Raw genomic sequence first — 15,335 nt, 5'->3', positions numbered from 1 at the left:
CGCACAGGGGTAGCACCCTCGCCCCCGCTTGACACCGACCCCGGGCAGATCAGCGCGACTACCCCGCACGTCCCCCTCTTCAGATGCCCGGCGGGTGGGTCGGTCCGGGGCGCCCGCAGTCGAGCCGATCAGCGTTGTTGAAGGGCACTAATGATCGTTGCGGTGGTTCCGTCGCACAGGCATCGATCAGTCGCGTGTCCGTCCGATCATGTTCTTCCAGATGGCGCTGCGCACTGAGCTGATTTGCACCTGTTCCGATATGTACTGGTCACAGCGCGGATTGTGGCAGGGGCCTGCCGTCCAGAGCGGGACGAAGACTCCCATGGTTTTGTGCCGTTCCACCACGGCATCCACCGGCTGCTTGCATGAGCTGCAGACGTATCGGGACGACGTGGTCGCTTGGGGTTTCTGTTCGCTGCCCATAACCACATTTTACGACCGCTTTACTTGGTTTTGGAGTCTTTTGGTGTGGGGTGTCCCCGGCGCCAGTCGGCTCCCGCGGGCGCGGCACGCTTGGCGGGGTCACTTGCTGCCGGGTGGTTCGGCGGTGTCTTGCGTATCGGTCGGCGGCGTGGGGCCGGGTCGGTCCGAGCTGCTCTCGGCGGGCTCGCCGTCGAGGGACCTGAGGGGCTCCGGGAGGGCCTTGGCTTCGGGTGGGGGGCGCAGCATGCTGAGGGCGACGGAGACGGCCAGGACGGTGGCGATGACGGCGAGGCTGAGGGGCGAGGGGATCTCGGGTACGGCCGTACTGATCGTTTCATGGGAGGCCTGGAGGATGAGCTTGACGGCGATGAAGGAGAGGATGAGTGCCAGGCCCGTGCTGAGGTAGTGGAAGCGGTCGAGCAGACCGGCGAGCATGAAGTACAGGGCGCGCAGGCCGAGGATGGCGAAGGCGTTGCTGGTGTAGACGATGAAGGCGTCGCTGCTGACGGCCAGGACTGCGGGCACGCTGTCGACAGCGAAGACGAGGTCAGCAGCTTCGATCGCGGCGACGACGGCAAGCAGCGGGGTGGCGACGCGTCGTCCGGCTTCCTTCACGAAGAAATGGGTTCCGGCATAGTCGTCCCGCACAGGGATGATCTTGCGGAGCAGTCTCACGGCGATGCTCTTGCCGGGGTCGAAGCTGTCGTCCTCCTCTTTGAGGATCTTGTAGGTGCTGTAGAAAAGGATGGCGGCGAAGACGAACAGGACGGCGGTGAAGCGGCTGACCACCGCCACACCGGCGGCGAGGAAGATGCCGCGGAACACCAGGGCGCCGAGGACGCCGAGGAACAGGACACGGTGCTGGTAGGCGCGTGGCACTCTGAAGTAGCCGAAGATCAGCGCGAAGACGAACAAGTTGTCGACCGACAGGCTCTTTTCCAGCAGCCAGGCGGTGGTGTACTCGACCCCGGCGGCCGTGCCAACCACGAGGAACACCACGACACCGAAGACGACTGCCAGTCCCACCCAGACACCGCTCCAAGCGGCGGCCTCGCGAAAACCGATCACGTGAGCCTGCCGGTGCGCGAGCAGATCAACCGCCAGGGACACCAGCACGGTGACGGCGAACACCATCCACAGCCACAGCGGAACGTCATGCACGGGTCCGACCCCTCAAGTGCGATCGACCGGCAGTGTCCCTTTCGAGTCTGGAGCACGTCGCGCTGGTTGTCGCCCAGTGGGGCCTACGCCAGCAGGGGCGAGTCGGCCCACGAGCCCGGCGAGTCGGAGGAGCCTGGCCCGGAGCGGCGCCGATCGGCGTTTCACACGCACTTTCTGGAGTGGTCGCAAAACGGCGCAACCCTCCCCTCCCGTCATCCGGTCGTGTCCTGCAACGTCCCGCCCTGGGCGAAACCATTACTGGGCTTTGCCGGAAGCTTCAGGTACCCCCGCTCACTGATCGAGCGGGCCCAGCACGAACTCGAGGAGTGCGTCGCCCTGCTGGAGTCCCTCGGCGTCACGGTCAGGCGACCGGAGGCGGTCGACCACCGGGGCCGCTTCAGCACCCTCGACTGGGCCTCGCGAGGCTTTTCGTGGCCGTGCCGGTACTTCGAGACGCACTCCTACCGCCTTCGTCACCCGCAGCAACATCACCAACGCGGCGGGCATCGACTTCCTCCGACGCCACCCGCCCCCAGTACCGCACGAGATCGCCAGCCGCTGCTCCGCCTCCGGCCGTGGCTTCGTCAGTCCGCCTGCTGCCGGGCCCCGCGACGGCCAAGCGCTCCCTCAAGCGTGGATTGTGGTCGCCCTTGGTCCGAGTGTGCTCGGGGCGGCGCTTCCGGCGCCGCTGACCCGTAGGCAGACCCGGTTCCGCGAAGTTGTGGCGTGTGAGCGGGGCGCCGACAACAGAGGCGGGTTCCATGGTCGGTCGGCCCACGCACACCCCGACCTCGGCGACGACGCACACCGAAGGCAACGGCCACACGCACATGAGCACGACCAAGAGCTCCCACTACGAGGCCACCTGGCAGCGGGCCGACGGTTCCTGGCAGGTCCCCGACGTGTTATCGAGTTTCTGCTCCGGAGAGCAGCCGGACTGCCGGCCCCACTGCGGCTGACGCGAGGAAGTCGTTCTCGTGGAGGTGTTGGGTGAACGTGCGGTGATTCCTGCGGAAGCCCGCCGCAACGCTGAACGCCTGGCTGTACCCAACGGTCACCAGTAGTGCCGACGGCCTGCCACGGCGTGTCCGGTGGCTCCGAGCACCCATAGGACCGCACCGATGACCGCGAGGATGATCCCGATGGTCCACAGGATGGAGATACCTGCGACGAATCCAATGACGAGCAGAATGATACCGAGGAGGAGCATGGCCACCTCCAGTGCAAGTTGGTGCTGCTTACACTGTGCACCCGGAATACCTCGCGAGGAAAGTCGTAGTCTGCGGGACCGGCCCAAGCCCGGGCGAGGTCGCTCTCAATAGCGGCTGTCGGCCGCGCGGTGTAGCGTCGCTATTCAGCAGTCGTGGTTCCGAAGTCCCGTTCGCCCGTGATCACGATCATGGGCGTTCTTGCTGTTCAGCGCCTCATCGGACCAAGGCGATCACCTCCCGGGCCTGCAAGGCGCGCGCCTGGGTTTCCCTCGACCGAAGGAGCAGGTCATGGCTAAGGGCACCGTGAAGTGGTTCAACAGCGAAAAGGGTTTCGGCTTCATCGAGCAGGAAGGCGGCGGACCCGACGTGTTTGCTCACTACTCCAACATTGCCGCTCAGGGTTTCCGCGAGCTGCAGGAGGGGCAGAAAGTCGAGTTCGATGTCACGCAGGGCCAGAAGGGCCCGCAGGCGGAGAACATCCGCCCGGCGTGACCACAGCGCCGCCAGGACCGATGAGAGGCCGCCGCGGAGGGTTTCCCAGGCAGTCTCTACGACGTCACTGTTTCGCCTGACGATCCCGGTCGTCGAGCGGTCCAAGCCCCGCATCGCCATCGACGCCGTGACGGCGCCGGCACATCAGCGCCTCCAGCGTGCTGTTTGTCGACCCGCCCGGCGTCGGTCCGGTCGTGGCGGGGGGTCGGACGGCCACGTGGACGCGGCTCCCCGCCCTTCGGTGCGCGGGGGACTCAATAGGGGCTCGCCTTTCGGGCTTACATCAGCACGCCGGGCGGCGAGCCTCCTTGTCACCTCTCGCCGGGGCCACACGTTCCCCGAGACGGTGGGCCCCTTGCGCGTGCCCGGGTCACCCGCTTCGCTGCAGGTCATCTCGGCGCGGGGACTGTCGGACACGCAGAACACCCTGCCTCGGGGCCCTTCCTTATGCCGCCCCCCAGCGGTGCTGGGCGTGATCATCAGATGGTCGTGAAAGCACGCTCAGGGGTGAGCCGAGTAGCTCGGGGCGGGCGCCGCCGGAGGTTCAGGCGGAGGGTCACCACCGAGGTGTCGCCCAGGCCAGTGCGTAACCGAAGCCATTGATCGCCCAGTGCAGTGCTGCCGGCGCCAGCAGGCTGCCGGTGCGGCGCCGCAGCTCGCACAGGACCACTCCGGCAGCCACCATGGCCACGACGGCCACCGCGATGGTCGGCGTCACGTCCGCCGAGCCGCTGCCGAAGACCGCTCCCACGGCGGCGTTGGAGCGGCCCAGCCCGCGAGAAGGCAGCAAGTGCCACAGACCGAACAGCAGCGACGAGACGGTGGTGGCCCACGCCGTTCCGCGTCGACGGCGGATCATGGCCCACAGGACACCGCGGAAAGCTGTCTCCTCCAGCAGCACAGTGCCGAACGGCACCCGCACCAGTACGCGGCACAGCAACTGCCCCATGGACAGGTCGACGGCCCTGGCATCGCGGAAGGCTTCTCGGCCGGCCGGTACGGAGAGGAGGAGCAGCAGGACGACAAGGACGGCACCGGCCAGGACGGGCGTCCACCGCAACCCCAGGCGCACCCCCGCTGTGTCGAGCCCCAGGTCGGCCAGAGTGAGACCGTCCCAGCGGGCGATCAGCAGCAGGACGACCGTGGCGGTCACACAGGTCAGCACGTACACGTAGGGGCCCCGCGCGAGCCAGTTGTTGAGCAGGTTCACGACGGCCAGGACGACAACGACACAGACGATCCGCATGCTGACTCCAGGATCTCCCATCAGTATGTCGGCGTGCTGATCCCTGCGGCGGTAGCCGACGCCGTCACGGGCAGGGGCATCAGCAGCGTCGGGCAGACTCCAGACTTGAGGAGCCTCGGTTCACGATCCTGCGGAACCGCCGTCCGCCTGGCCGCGGCCGGAAGATTGCAGAGCACGCGGGTCTCCCACGCGCACGCCACGATCCACGTCGGACCGTGGAGAAGCGAGCCCCGATCCTGGCAAGCCTGGCGCTCTTCACGGAGGGTGGCACGCCCTCGACGTCACCGTGCCCCCGGCGACGACCGCCCCGCCCACTTCGCAGGGCAAGGCGGCCCGCACTTCCACGGTGGTGACACCGGGTTCGGCCGGGCTCTGGCGTCAGCAGGCGCCAGGGCGACACGGTGCTCTTGGCAGTGCGCGACGGCCACAGGCACAACAAGGATCTTGACGACGTGGTGCGGGTCACCGATCTCGCCGAACTCGGAGCGGACGACGGCATACGGAGTCCGGCCGGTGCAGCCGGAGGCTGGGCCGCGGGGCCGACGGCCGCCTTCCGCACCTCCTCGCACGGGCTGTGTCGGCGTGGACCTGCCCCACCGGCATCCACCGGTCGTCGTTCGCCACCGCCCGCCGACTGCGGCTCGACGGCACCGCCGGTACGGCGGACAACGACCCTGGGCAGAAGGAAGACAGCAGGGACCCAGGCGGACAGGGCCGCGACGGTCGGGGCCGCAGGACACGGGACCGCAACAGCCTGGACTTCGGCGACCGGAACCGCCTGAGTACGCGTACTCAGACCGCCCGAGCTGTCCGCCCCTGCTCCCCGCAGACCGGTCGCAGCCACACTGGACCGCCTTGCCCCCGTACGAAGAGGTTTTGATGAGCCGTCCCCTCAGCCTGCGTTCCGCCGCCGCCGGTGACATGTCCTGGGTCTATGAACTGCGGCACCGTGTCTACGCCGAGGAGCTGGGCCAGCACGTGCCCAACGCCGAGGGGCGGCTGGTCGACGGTTTGGACGGCGACAACGTCTACCTGGTAGCGACGCGAGGTGCGGACCGTGTCGGGTTCGTCAGCGTGACGCCTCCGTGGGTGGGCCGGTACGGGCTGGACAAGTACCTGACCCGGGAGCAGCTTCCGCTCCTGGACGAGGCCGACGTCTTCGAGGTGCGGCTGCTCACCGTCGAGCCCGAGGCCCGGGCCGGCGCGGCGGGCGCGCTGTTGATGTACGCGGCGCTGCGCTGGATCGCGTCCCGCGGCGGGCGGCGGGTGGTGGCGATGGGCCGCTCCGACCTGGTCGGCATGTACCGGGCGGCGGGTCTGCGTCCCGTCGGCCGTACCGTCCGCAGCGGAGCGGTCGATTTCGAAGTGCTCACCGGGGACGTGGCGGAGTTGTCGCGAGGTGCGACAGGCCGGCATGCGGCAACGTTGGCCCGGTTGACGGCCGGCGTGGACTGGCGGCTGGACGCGCCGTTCGCACCCCGACCGGACGGCTGCGAGCACGGTGGAGCCTCGTTCACCGCAGTCGGCGTGGACTTCCGCACACTTGAACGACGGCACGAAGTGGTCGCGGCCGACGTGCTCGACGCCTGGTTCCCGCCGGCCCCCGGGGCGCGGGCGGTGCTCGCCGAGGACGCCGGGTGGGTCGCCCGCACCTCACCACCGACCGGCGCGGAGGGCCTGCTCGCTGAACTCGCCGCCGTCCGCGGCCTGCCCCCGGAGACGCTCGCGGTCGGCGCCGGCTCCTCCGACCTGATCTTCCGAGCCTTCGACCGGTGGCTGACGTCGGCGAGCCGGGTCCTGCTGGTGGACCCCGGATACGGCGAGTACTCCCATGTCGCGGAGCGGGTGATCGGCTGCTGCGTGGACCGGTTCCGGCTGCGACGCGAGGAGGGCTGGCGCATCGATCCGGCCAGGTTGTCGGCGGTCGTCGCCGGCGGATCCTACGACCTCGTGGTGGTGGTCAACCCGAACAACCCGACCGGCCGCCACGCACCGGCCGCCGAGCTGCGCGCGGCCATCACCGCCGCCCCGGCCCGCACCCGGTGGTGGATCGACGAGGCATACCTCGGCTACGTCGACCCCGCCGAGTCGCTCGCCCCGTTCGCCGCGCGGGACCCGCGCGTGGTGGTCTGCACCTCCATGTCGAAGACGTACGCCCTCTCCGGCGTGCGGGCCGCCTACCTGGTGGCCGAGCCGGATACGGCGGCGGAGCTGCGCCGGTGGACGCCGCCGTGGGCCCTCGGGCTGCCGGCCCAGCTCGCGGCGGTGGCGGCACTGCGCGACCCGGCGTACTACGCCGGCGTGCTGCGGCGCACGCACGAGCTGCGCCGCCGGCTCGCCGCCGACCTGGCCGCGGTGGACGCGTCGGTCACGGTCGAGGAGTCGGTGGCCAACTTCCTGACGCTCACTCTGCCGCCGGGCGGGCCGAGCGCCGCGTCCCTGGTCACGGAGTGCCGACGCCACGGTGTGTACCTGCGGGACCTGTCGCCGCTGTCGTCGTCGTACGAGGGCCGAACCGTACGCGTCGCGGTCCGAGACACCGGCGAGAACACGCGCATCGTGGACGCCTACCGGGCTGCCCTGGGTGAACTGCGCGCGGACTCCTTCGCTGTGTCGGGCCTCGGAGCGGCACAGTGACCTCGGTGGCCGCACTGGCGCCGTGGCTGGGCGGCGCCCTGCTGGTGAGCGGTGTGGCGGTCGGGGCATCACGGCGGCGGGAGTTGATGGTCCGGTGGTGTGCATGGGCGGTGGGCGTGCCGGTGGTGACCGCCGCGTTCTGGTGGGGGCGGCCCGGGATCGCCCTGCTGGCCGTTATCGTCGCGGTGGTCGCGGTGCTGGAGTTCGGCGCGATGACCCAGCTGCCTCGCACCGACCGGGCGGTGCTCGCCGCCGCCGTGACAGGGCTGATCGTCGCCGCCGCGTCGGCGCCGGACCAGATCTGGCGGGTAGGCGCCGTCGGGGCCCTTACCCTGGTCGCCGTGACTGTGGCGGCCGGCGATGCCGAGGACGGCTTGCGACGGCTCGGCACCGGTGTACTCGGCTTGGTGTGGCTGGGCGTGCTGGCCGCGTTGGCACCGTTGGGGACACTCGGCCTGGCCCTTTTCACCGCGGTATCGATCGCCGACGTGGTGGCCTACTTCGCCGGCCAGCGACTGGGCGGGCCCCGGTTGTCGCGCCTGTCCCCGGCCAAGCGGTGGAGCGGGACGCTGTGCGGCGCGGCGGCGGGCCTGGCCGTACTCGCGTCGCTCTCGGCGTGGAGCTGGCCGGCGGCAGCCGCGGTGGCCGTAGGTGGACCCGCAGGCGACTTGGTGGAATCCCTCATCAAACGCGGCGCCGGCGTCAAGGACTCCGGCCGGTGGCTGGCGGGAGCCGGAGGGCTGCTGGACCGCATCGACTCACTCGTAGGGGCGTTGGCGGTGCTCGTCGTGCTGGGATGAGCGGGCTGGCAATCGAAGGGGAACGCTCCGGCCACAACGGCAACACCATCACTGCCTGGCTGCAACAGGTCTTCGCCCGTCTCGCGGGCCGATGGGTAGGCTCTCCCATGGCCGCCGCCACCCGATCCGTGGCCGTGCCCTCCCCTTCAGCAGACACCCCGGGCCCTCGGTCTCCAAACGGCCGGCCGCGGGTTTGGGTTCACCATGCCTCGGGGGCCCGGGAGTGCGTCGACCGCAGCGACGGGTCTTGCCGTCAGGTCGGTCAGTCCCGGACCGGCACGACCCGGGTCACCTTGCCCTTCAGGTCAGCGGCCAGATAGCCGGTGGCATGACCGTCAGCGAGATAGACGGACAGCCCCAGCGGGGTGTCGAACGTGTCATCGGCAGGGTTGACCAGAACGTAACGCATGGTCGGCCGCTTCACGTTCAGGTCCTTCTCCGCCCGCTTCAGCAAGGGGGGAAGGACGTCCCAGTCGAAGTCGTCCAGGCTGAAGGGGCGTTCGCCGCCGATGATCGAACTGCTGATGATGCCCTTCTCGACGCCCCGGCCCGGGCGGTAGGTGTAGCTGTCGTACTTGGTGTCGCTTCCCTTGACCATGATGTCCGCGGACACGTGGTCCGGATAGACGGTGAGGCCGCAGGCGCGGTCCGTGCCGGTCGCGGCTTTGATCTCCTTCACCGCCGTCCGGATGCCGTCCGGGGTGAGCAGACCGGTCTTCGTGTCGGCTGGGGATGCCGATGCCGAATGCGACGCTCTCGGCGGTGCGGAAGTCGGGTCCTTCGTCCGGGTCGAGGCCGAGCCGGGTGAATCGGCTGCGTTCCTGTCGTTGTTGTCGCCTCCGTCTGGTAGCAGGGTCCACACCAGGACTCCCACCAGCACCGTTCCGACGACCGACGAGGCGATCGTGATACGGCTCTTCGCACGGCTTCCCGGTCGCGACGGTGTCGGCCGTGTGGGACCCACCGGGTAGGGGGTGGGCGGCACGACGGGGCCGGGCACGGCGTCGTGCGGTCCCGCCGGCCGGAAGCCGGTCGGCGGCCCGAAGCCCGAAGGCGGTCCGAAACCGGCCGGTACGGACGGTGTGGGTGTCGGCCCTGACGAAGGCGCCAGCCGGTACGAGGTGGTGGCCGCGCCCGCCCCGTCGGGAGCGCTTGGAGCCGCGTTGCGGCCGTTGGCCGCTTCCGCGAGCATCCGGTCGGCGGTCTCCGCGTCCGCTCGGCCGGCCGGGTCTTTGACCAGCACGGCGTTCAGGAAGCCGGTCAGCACTCCGGCCTGGAGGGGCGGCGGAAGCTCCTCGCTCAGGAGAGCCGCCAGCGTCGCGAGGGTGGTTCCCCTGCGCAGCGGATGATGCCCTTCGACGGCGACGTACAGCATCATCGCCAGCGACCACAGGTCGGAGCTCGGGCCGCCCTCACCGCCGGAAATGCGCTCGGGGGCCATGTAGTCGGGTGTGCCGATGAGGGAGCCGGTCACAGTCAGGACGGTCGACTCCCTGATGGCCGCGATGCCGAAGTCGGTGAGGACGGGACGCCCGTCGGGCCTCATCAGGACGTTGGCGGGTTTTACGTCCCGGTGCTGGATGCCGACTGCATGCGCGGCGCGCAGCGCGGTGAGAACCTCGCGGCCGAGCCGGGCGGCCTCGACGGGCGCCAGCGGCCCCTTGTCCAGCCGGTCCTGAAGCGATCCGCCGGTCACCAGCTCCATGACGAGCCATGGGTAGGTGTGTTCCTCGCCGTCCACCACGTGGTGAATGGTCACCACATTGGGGTGGTCGACCCGCGCGAGTGCCCGTGCCTCGCGCAACACGCGGGCCCGGAGCATCGCCGCAGCACCCGGATCGTATTCGGCAAGACCTGGATCGGAGGGCCGTACTTCCTTCAGCGCCACGGCTCGGTCGAGGATGAGATCGCGAGCCAGCCACACCAGGCCCATGCCGCCGCCACCGAGCCGCGCCTGGAGTTCGAAGCGCCCGTCTATGACCCGTCTGCCGGATTCCCCGTCGTTCATGGCCGGGAGCCTACGGGACGCCGGCGACACGGCCCCGTCCAGGTGACTCCCCTGTCCTTGGTCGGTGTTTCTGTGGTCCGTGCCGACGCGCGTTCTCCGGAGGAGCGATTCATGATGAGGAGCCCAGACATGGCGGAGCGGTGGACAAGGACGAGCTGGGAACGCACCACCACGCGTGGTTCAGCTTTGCTTGGCTGCCGCGACTGCCTTGCGCAGCGCTTGGAGGAAGAATCTGCCGTCTGCGTCGTCGCCGAAGTCGTTGTCCGGGATCTCCCGGCGGCCGCAGGCCCCACCGTCTCGAAGCGGTGAGGTCTGCGGCGCAGCGGGGGGCTAGATCAGAGCGCCCGCGCCATCGCGGGGTAGGCGTTGTCCCTTCCGATGGTCAGGTCGCTCTGCGGCAGGTTGCTGGCGTAGCAGGCATACTGCGCGATGCAGAGGTTCACCGACCTCGCCAAGTAGGAGTGGTAGGGCGATCCTGCTCCACTGGGGTTGATCGTGCCCATCGGGGACCCTACCGGCGCGAAGGACACATCAGTGGTCAGTCCCTGGGGGTAGACCACGCTGGACTTGTTGGTGAAGTAGTCGTACCGGTTGTAAGGGCTGGCCGTGATGACCCGCGACCACTCCGCACCCGAGACCGTATTGGCGGTGCACCAGGAGAACTTGTGGTGCCAGGTGTAGATGATCTCGCCCAGGTAGCTGGTGTTGGTGAGCGGGTAGTCGACGCTCAGGCACTTCGTCTGGTTGTCGGCCGTGGCGGCTGCGGCTGTCCGGGAAGCCGCGGCATCTTTGCCTGCGGGCGGCGAGGCCTTGGTGATGACCGGTCGGCCCGCCCGCACGTTCACCGGAACCGTCCGGGCCAGCTTGGGGTCGTTCTTGATGATCTGGAGATCTTCAGGAGTGGCCTTTCCCGCGATCGCGTGTTGGATGGCGGTCGAGACCGCCTGGTGGTCCGGCTCCTCACCGGCAGAGGCGGGGCTGGTGCCCGCCATTACCGTCGTGAGAAGCGCGGCCGTGATGGTGGCGGTCGCCGTAGCCCGTATTCTCATCCGGTTCTCCACGTGTCTGGAAATGAGGGACGCGCCGAGGTGGGCGCAGAGGCAATGCTCTGCCCGGATGGCCATCGCCCATGGAGTAGCCGGCACTCAATTCCGCTCACCGTCCCTCCCCCACAGGAACGTTGACCGCAGCGGCGAGGGCTGGGCGACGCTCCACACCGACGGCGGGTTCGTGCTGGCCTTCCAGCGCGTGGAAGACCACCGGCCGCCGCGGTGGCCCGATTCCGCTCACCCCCAGCAGTTCCACCTCGACCTGGGGGTCAAGGACCTGGAGCGAGCCCAGGAAGACGTCCTCGATCGGGGCGCCACACTGCTCGACGAGGGTGACGGAAAGCGGAGTTGGCGCATCTTTGCGGATCCGGCAGGACACCCGTTCTGTCTGGTCCGGGACTGACAGGCGACAAGGAAGAGCAGGGCTGCTCCTACGTTCTGATCTCCAGCGTGCAGCACTTCACGCTGCCGCCGCCCTTGAGCAGTTCCGACAGGTCCACCCCCACCGGTTCGAATCCGCGGTCCCGCAGCCGCGCCGCGAGGGCGGTGGCCGGCTCGGGCAGGAAGACCCGGTGCCCGTCGCTCACCGCGTTGAGGCCGAACACCTCGGCGTCGGCGGCCTCCGCCTCGATGGCGTCGGGGAACAGGCGGCGCAGCACCTCACGGCTGCCGGGAGTGAACGCCTGCGGGTAGTACATGATCTCGTCGTGGTCGAGGACCGCCAGGGCGGTGTCCAGGTGGTAGTAGTCCGGGTCGATCAGTTCGAGGCCGATCACCGGGCGGCCGAAGAACTCCTGGACCTCCAGCAGGCTGTCCCGTTGGCTGCGGAGCCCGTGGCCGCCGAGCACCAGCGTGCCGGTGCAGAGGAAGTCACCTTCGCCTTCATTGATGCAGCGGCTCGCGGCCGCGCGGAACCCCTGCTGTCGGAACCAGCGCAGGTATGCCGTCCCTTCGGCGGCGCGCTCGGGGTGGCGGAAGCGTGCCCCCAGCACCTTGCCGTCGATGACGATCGCGCCGTTCGCCGCGTACACCATGTCGGGCAGTTCGGGCTCCGGATCGACGAGTTCGACGGTATGGCCGCTCTCCTGGAGGACCGTGCGCAGCCGTTCCCACTGGGCCACGGCCAGTGGTGTGTCGACGGGTTTGCCCGTGTCCATCCATGGGTTGATGGCGTAGGTGACGTCGAAGTACTCCGGCCGGCACATGACGTAGCGCCTGGGTCGAGCTGTGCGTTCACGCATGCGGTGAACCCTTCTTTCGTGTCGTGGGCCGTGTCGGCCGTGGTCGGACGTCATGCGTCCGTGGTCATCGTTTTGATGCCGGTGCTGAACGTGGCCGCGATCGCGGCGATCGCGACGATCAGCGAGAAGGCGAGCATCGTCGCCGCGCTGGACAGGTGCGCCGTGAGCAGGCCGGCGAGTCCGGGCGCGAGGGCCGCCGCCGAGGTGGCGACCAGCAGGATGACGCTGATCACGCGCCCTTGCAGGTGATCGGGGGTGATGGCCGCCTGGTAGCCGAACAGGGCGGCGTTGGCGGTGGGGCCGAGGAAGACGGCACAGGCCAGTGGTACGGCGGCCAGGACGCTGGTGGCGAACAGGGCACTGGCCGCCATGAGAACGGTCGTGGCCCAGCACAGCACCAGAATCAGCTTGGGCAGGGGAAGCCTTCGTTGGAGGGCCGGGGCGGCGAAGGCGCCGAGGAAGCCCCCGAGTCCGAAGATCGTGCTGGCCGTGCCGACGAGGGCGGGTGAAGTGCCGTTGCGTTGCAGGGCGACGATGATGGTGAAGATCATGCCGGTGAAAGCCATGTTGAGCGGAGCGGCGATCAGCAGCAGGGCGCGCAGGAACGGATTGCCCAGCACGAAGCGCAGCCCCTCGGCCCCGGCCGCCCGCCCGGACTCGGTCTCTGCTGTCCGTGGCCCTTGCAGGGGCCGCTGGATGCACAGGACGGCGACGAGGGACAGCAGATGGCTCAGCGCGTTGCCGAGGAACGGCAGCGACCGTCCGGCCGCGAAGAGTATGCCGCCCAGGGGCGGTCCGGCCAGTGACGTCCCGTAGGCGCGCGCCTCGTTGCGGGCGACCGCGGTGGACAGCTGACCGGAGGGGACCAGGCTGCGGACGGCGGCGTGCTCGGCGGTGCTGAACAGGGCGTTGGCGCCGGCGCTCAGGACCACCACGGTGAGCACCAGGGCGATGCCGGCGACATCGGCCATGACGGCGGCGAAGAGGGCACCGTAGGCGGTGAGGCGCAGCAGGTCGCAGGCGATCATCACCCGGCGTCGGTCGAGCCGGTCGGCCAGGACTCCGGCCGGCAGCCTGCACACCATGGTCACGAGCAGACCGGCGGTGCCGACCAGACCTGCCTGGGCGGGTGATCCGGTGAGGTGCAGAACGAGCAGGGGCAGGGCCAGGTTGGACATGGCGGTGCCCAGGTCGGACAGCGACTGACTGACCCAGAGCAGGTTGAAGTCCCTGTTGCGCCACAGACTCGGTTCCGGCTCGGCGTTCGCCGTGGCGTCGGCGTCCTCTTTGGTCGGCGGCATCGGTTTCCTCCAGTACGGACGTTCCAGGGGTGGCGACTTCGAAGATCGCGACGGCCGCGGCGCTCGCCCTGCCGGCCGGGCTCGCTGCCGGGTTCGTCACGGCCACCACGAGCCGAGTGCGGGCCGCAGGTCGTCCAGCCATTCGGCATGCGTGTCGTGGTGGGCGAAGAACTGCCGGCCCACCAGGCGGGCGTCGCGCGCCTGGAGCATGCGCAGGCTGAACACCTCGCTGCCGCCGACGGTCACGACGCCGTCGACGAGGACCTTGCCCGGTGCGGCGGACATCACGGGGCCGCGGGCTGTGCGTGCCAGACCGGACACACTGCGGATCGCGTCGGTGTAGATCTGAAGGGCTCGGGTCAGCGGCACGCTGAAGTAGCTGTGCGCGCCCGTGTCCCGTTCGACGAACATGTAGTACGGCACCACGCCGAGTTCCACCAGGCGCTGCCACATCACCGCCCAGTCCTCGGCACGGTCGTTGACGTGGGCGATGAGGGGCGCCTGTGCCCGGATGACCGCGCCGGTGTCGCGGATGCGCCGGATCGCCTCCCGCACCGCCGGGTTCTCCAGTTCCCTCGGGTGGGAGAAGTGGGCCATGACCGCGGCGTGCCGGCCATCGGCCACGATGCGTTCGAACAGCCGGAGAAGGTCGTCGGCGTCGCGGTCGGTGGTGAAGCGGTAGGGCCAGTAGGAGAGCGCCTTGGTCCCGAAGCGGATCGTGCGGATGTGGTCGAGGTCCTGGGTGAGGAGCGGGGCCACCCACCGGTCCAGCACGGCGGAGCTCATGATCATGGGGTCGCCTCCGGTGAGCAGGACGTCGGTGACCTCCTGGTGGCGGGCCAGGTACGACACCACGCGGCCGACGTCCGGGGCGGCCTGCCGGATGTCGGCGTTGCCGACGAACTGGGACCAGCGGAAGCAGTAACCGCAGTAGGAATGGCAGGTCTGGCCCTGCGCGGGGAACACCAGGACCGTCTCGGCGTACTTGTGCTGGACGCCGTCCACGGGGTGCTCCCCATGGTTCGGGACGTTGGCCTCCAACTGCGCGCCGGGATTGGGATTGAGGCGGGCGTGGACCTCCCGGGCGGCCTTGCGGATCACGTCGGGCGAGGCGGCCGCGCGGTGCAGGGCCGCCATGCCGTCGTAGACGTCGGGCGGCAACATGTCGCGGTGCGGGAAGGTGAGCCGGAAGATCGGGTCGTCCGGTGCCGCGGACCAGTCGATGAGTTCGTCGACGACGTACTCGTTGACCTTGAACGGCAACACCGACGACACCACCCGCAGCTCGTGCAGGTACTCCTCCGGCATGCCCCGGTCGCGGGCGAGTCGTTCAAGACGCTGGTGGGCGAAGGCTTTCAACACGGCCGCCTATCTGTGGGGCTTGCTGGGTCTGACGAGGAAAGAGCGCATAAGCATGGGGGGCCGCGGGCGGAACGGCCGCCGGGCCGGGACGCGGCAGGACCGGCGTGCGCCGCCCGGCCGCGTCCCGGCTGGGCCCGTCGGGTCACTGTCCGGCGTCCGCCATCCGTCGGCGCAGGCTCAGGGGTCGCATGTCCGTCCACACTTCGTCGATGTGGCTCAGGCAGTCCTGCTTCGGGCCCTCGAATCCGGTGGCCGTCCAGCCGTCCGGCAGGTCACGCCCGGCCGCCCAGATCGAGTACTGCTCCTCGTGGTTGACGACGACGCGAAAGGTGCGGTTGTCCTCTTCTGCGGACATGGCAAATCTCCTTCTTGTGTGAGTGGTGAGGGTGACTGTCCGGCCGGTG

At 69.4% G+C, this 15,335-nt stretch carries 15 protein-coding genes and 1 pseudogene; 6 read left to right on the top strand and 10 right to left on the bottom strand.

Going from position 1 to position 15,335, the window contains the following annotated elements; genetic code table 11:
- Positions 1 to 186: 186 nt before the first annotated feature.
- Together ACIRDU_RS34335 and ACIRDU_RS34330 are read right to left on the bottom strand one after the other, a co-directional pair.
- On the bottom strand, positions 187 to 423 hold the full coding sequence (locus ACIRDU_RS34335; RefSeq protein WP_403587146.1) for a hypothetical protein: 237 nt from the start codon (positions 421 to 423) through the stop codon (positions 187 to 189).
- A gap of 99 nt (positions 424 to 522) precedes the next feature.
- Complete coding sequence (locus tag ACIRDU_RS34330) at positions 523 to 1,584, bottom strand: TerC family protein (RefSeq protein ID WP_403587143.1); 1,062 nt, start codon at positions 1,582 to 1,584, stop codon at positions 523 to 525.
- Positions 1,585 to 1,776: 192 nt separating this feature from the next.
- Between ACIRDU_RS34330 and ACIRDU_RS34325 the strand changes: the two are divergent.
- Positions 1,777 to 2,146: pseudogene (locus tag ACIRDU_RS34325) on the top strand (hypothetical protein); the annotation flags it as partial.
- 199 nt (positions 2,147 to 2,345) lie between these two features.
- Positions 2,346 to 2,543 (top strand): hypothetical protein, encoded by a 198-nt coding sequence (locus tag ACIRDU_RS34320; protein WP_403587400.1) that lies wholly within the window; start codon positions 2,346 to 2,348, stop codon positions 2,541 to 2,543.
- A gap of 95 nt (positions 2,544 to 2,638) precedes the next feature.
- Here ACIRDU_RS34320 and ACIRDU_RS34315 read toward each other — a convergent pair whose 3' ends face one another.
- Entirely contained in the window at positions 2,639 to 2,794 is a 156-nt protein-coding gene (locus ACIRDU_RS34315; RefSeq protein WP_403587141.1) for a DUF6131 family protein, read from the bottom strand.
- A 289-nt stretch (positions 2,795 to 3,083) separates the two neighbouring features.
- Between ACIRDU_RS34315 and ACIRDU_RS34310 the strand changes: the two genes are divergently transcribed.
- Positions 3,084 to 3,287, top strand: coding sequence for a cold-shock protein (locus ACIRDU_RS34310; protein WP_007379522.1), 204 nt, complete (start codon positions 3,084 to 3,086; stop codon positions 3,285 to 3,287).
- 556 nt (positions 3,288 to 3,843) lie between these two features.
- Here ACIRDU_RS34310 and ACIRDU_RS34305 read toward each other — a convergent pair.
- Positions 3,844 to 4,533 (bottom strand): lysostaphin resistance A-like protein, encoded by a 690-nt coding sequence (locus ACIRDU_RS34305; protein ID WP_403587137.1) that lies wholly within the window; start codon positions 4,531 to 4,533, stop codon positions 3,844 to 3,846.
- 879 nt (positions 4,534 to 5,412) lie between these two features.
- Between ACIRDU_RS34305 and ACIRDU_RS34300 the strand changes: the two genes are divergently transcribed.
- Positions 5,413 to 7,170 carry an aminotransferase class I/II-fold pyridoxal phosphate-dependent enzyme gene (locus ACIRDU_RS34300; RefSeq protein ID WP_403587135.1) on the top strand — a complete coding sequence of 586 codons (1,758 nt, stop codon included), beginning with the start codon at positions 5,413 to 5,415 and terminating at the stop codon, positions 7,168 to 7,170.
- Positions 7,167 to 7,970, top strand: a complete 804-nt coding sequence (locus ACIRDU_RS34295) for a phosphatidate cytidylyltransferase (protein ID WP_403587132.1) — start codon at positions 7,167 to 7,169, stop codon at positions 7,968 to 7,970. Before ACIRDU_RS34300 ends, ACIRDU_RS34295 begins: the two co-directional genes overlap by 4 nt.
- A 262-nt stretch (positions 7,971 to 8,232) precedes the next feature.
- On the opposite strand, the gene ACIRDU_RS34290 is transcribed toward ACIRDU_RS34295, so the two are convergent.
- Both ACIRDU_RS34290 and ACIRDU_RS34285 read right to left on the bottom strand, forming a co-directional pair.
- Positions 8,233 to 9,978 carry a serine/threonine-protein kinase gene (locus ACIRDU_RS34290; protein WP_403587129.1) on the bottom strand — a complete coding sequence of 582 codons (1,746 nt, stop codon included), beginning with the start codon at positions 9,976 to 9,978 and terminating at the stop codon, positions 8,233 to 8,235.
- 335 nt (positions 9,979 to 10,313) lie between these two features.
- Complete coding sequence (locus ACIRDU_RS34285; RefSeq protein WP_403587126.1) at positions 10,314 to 11,027, bottom strand: hypothetical protein; 714 nt, start codon at positions 11,025 to 11,027, stop codon at positions 10,314 to 10,316.
- Positions 11,028 to 11,094: 67 nt separating this feature from the next.
- On the opposite strand from ACIRDU_RS34285, the gene ACIRDU_RS34280 reads away from it, so the two are divergent.
- The gene (locus tag ACIRDU_RS34280; RefSeq protein ID WP_403587123.1) at positions 11,095 to 11,430 is read left to right on the top strand and encodes a VOC family protein; all 336 of its coding nucleotides are present in this window, start codon (positions 11,095 to 11,097) and stop codon (positions 11,428 to 11,430) included.
- 28 nt (positions 11,431 to 11,458) lie between these two features.
- Here ACIRDU_RS34280 and ddaH read toward each other — a convergent pair whose 3' ends face one another.
- The 4 genes from ddaH to ACIRDU_RS34260 all read right to left on the bottom strand — a co-directional run bounded on the left by ddaH (position 11,459) and on the right by ACIRDU_RS34260 (position 15,286).
- Entirely contained in the window at positions 11,459 to 12,268 is an 810-nt protein-coding gene (ddaH, locus tag ACIRDU_RS34275; RefSeq protein WP_403587120.1) for a dimethylargininase, read from the bottom strand.
- 50 nt (positions 12,269 to 12,318) lie between these two features.
- The gene (locus ACIRDU_RS34270) at positions 12,319 to 13,569 is read right to left on the bottom strand and encodes an MFS transporter (protein WP_403587118.1); all 1,251 of its coding nucleotides are present in this window, start codon (positions 13,567 to 13,569) and stop codon (positions 12,319 to 12,321) included.
- Between the two features lie 96 nt (positions 13,570 to 13,665).
- Positions 13,666 to 14,931: a KamA family radical SAM protein gene (locus ACIRDU_RS34265; protein ID WP_403587116.1), complete on the bottom strand. Its 1,266-nt coding sequence runs from the start codon at positions 14,929 to 14,931 to the stop codon at positions 13,666 to 13,668.
- 142 nt (positions 14,932 to 15,073) lie between these two features.
- Entirely contained in the window at positions 15,074 to 15,286 is a 213-nt protein-coding gene (locus ACIRDU_RS34260) for an MbtH family protein (RefSeq protein ID WP_403587114.1), read from the bottom strand.
- Between the last annotated feature and the right edge of the window lie 49 nt (positions 15,287 to 15,335).

The organism is Streptomyces sp. NPDC093598, assembly GCF_044764825.1.
In the GTDB taxonomy this organism is placed as follows: Bacteria; Actinomycetota; Actinomycetes; order Streptomycetales; family Streptomycetaceae; genus Streptomyces.
The sequence above is the reverse complement of the archived record's forward strand: the minus strand, read 5'-3'. Positions and strand labels throughout refer to the sequence as shown.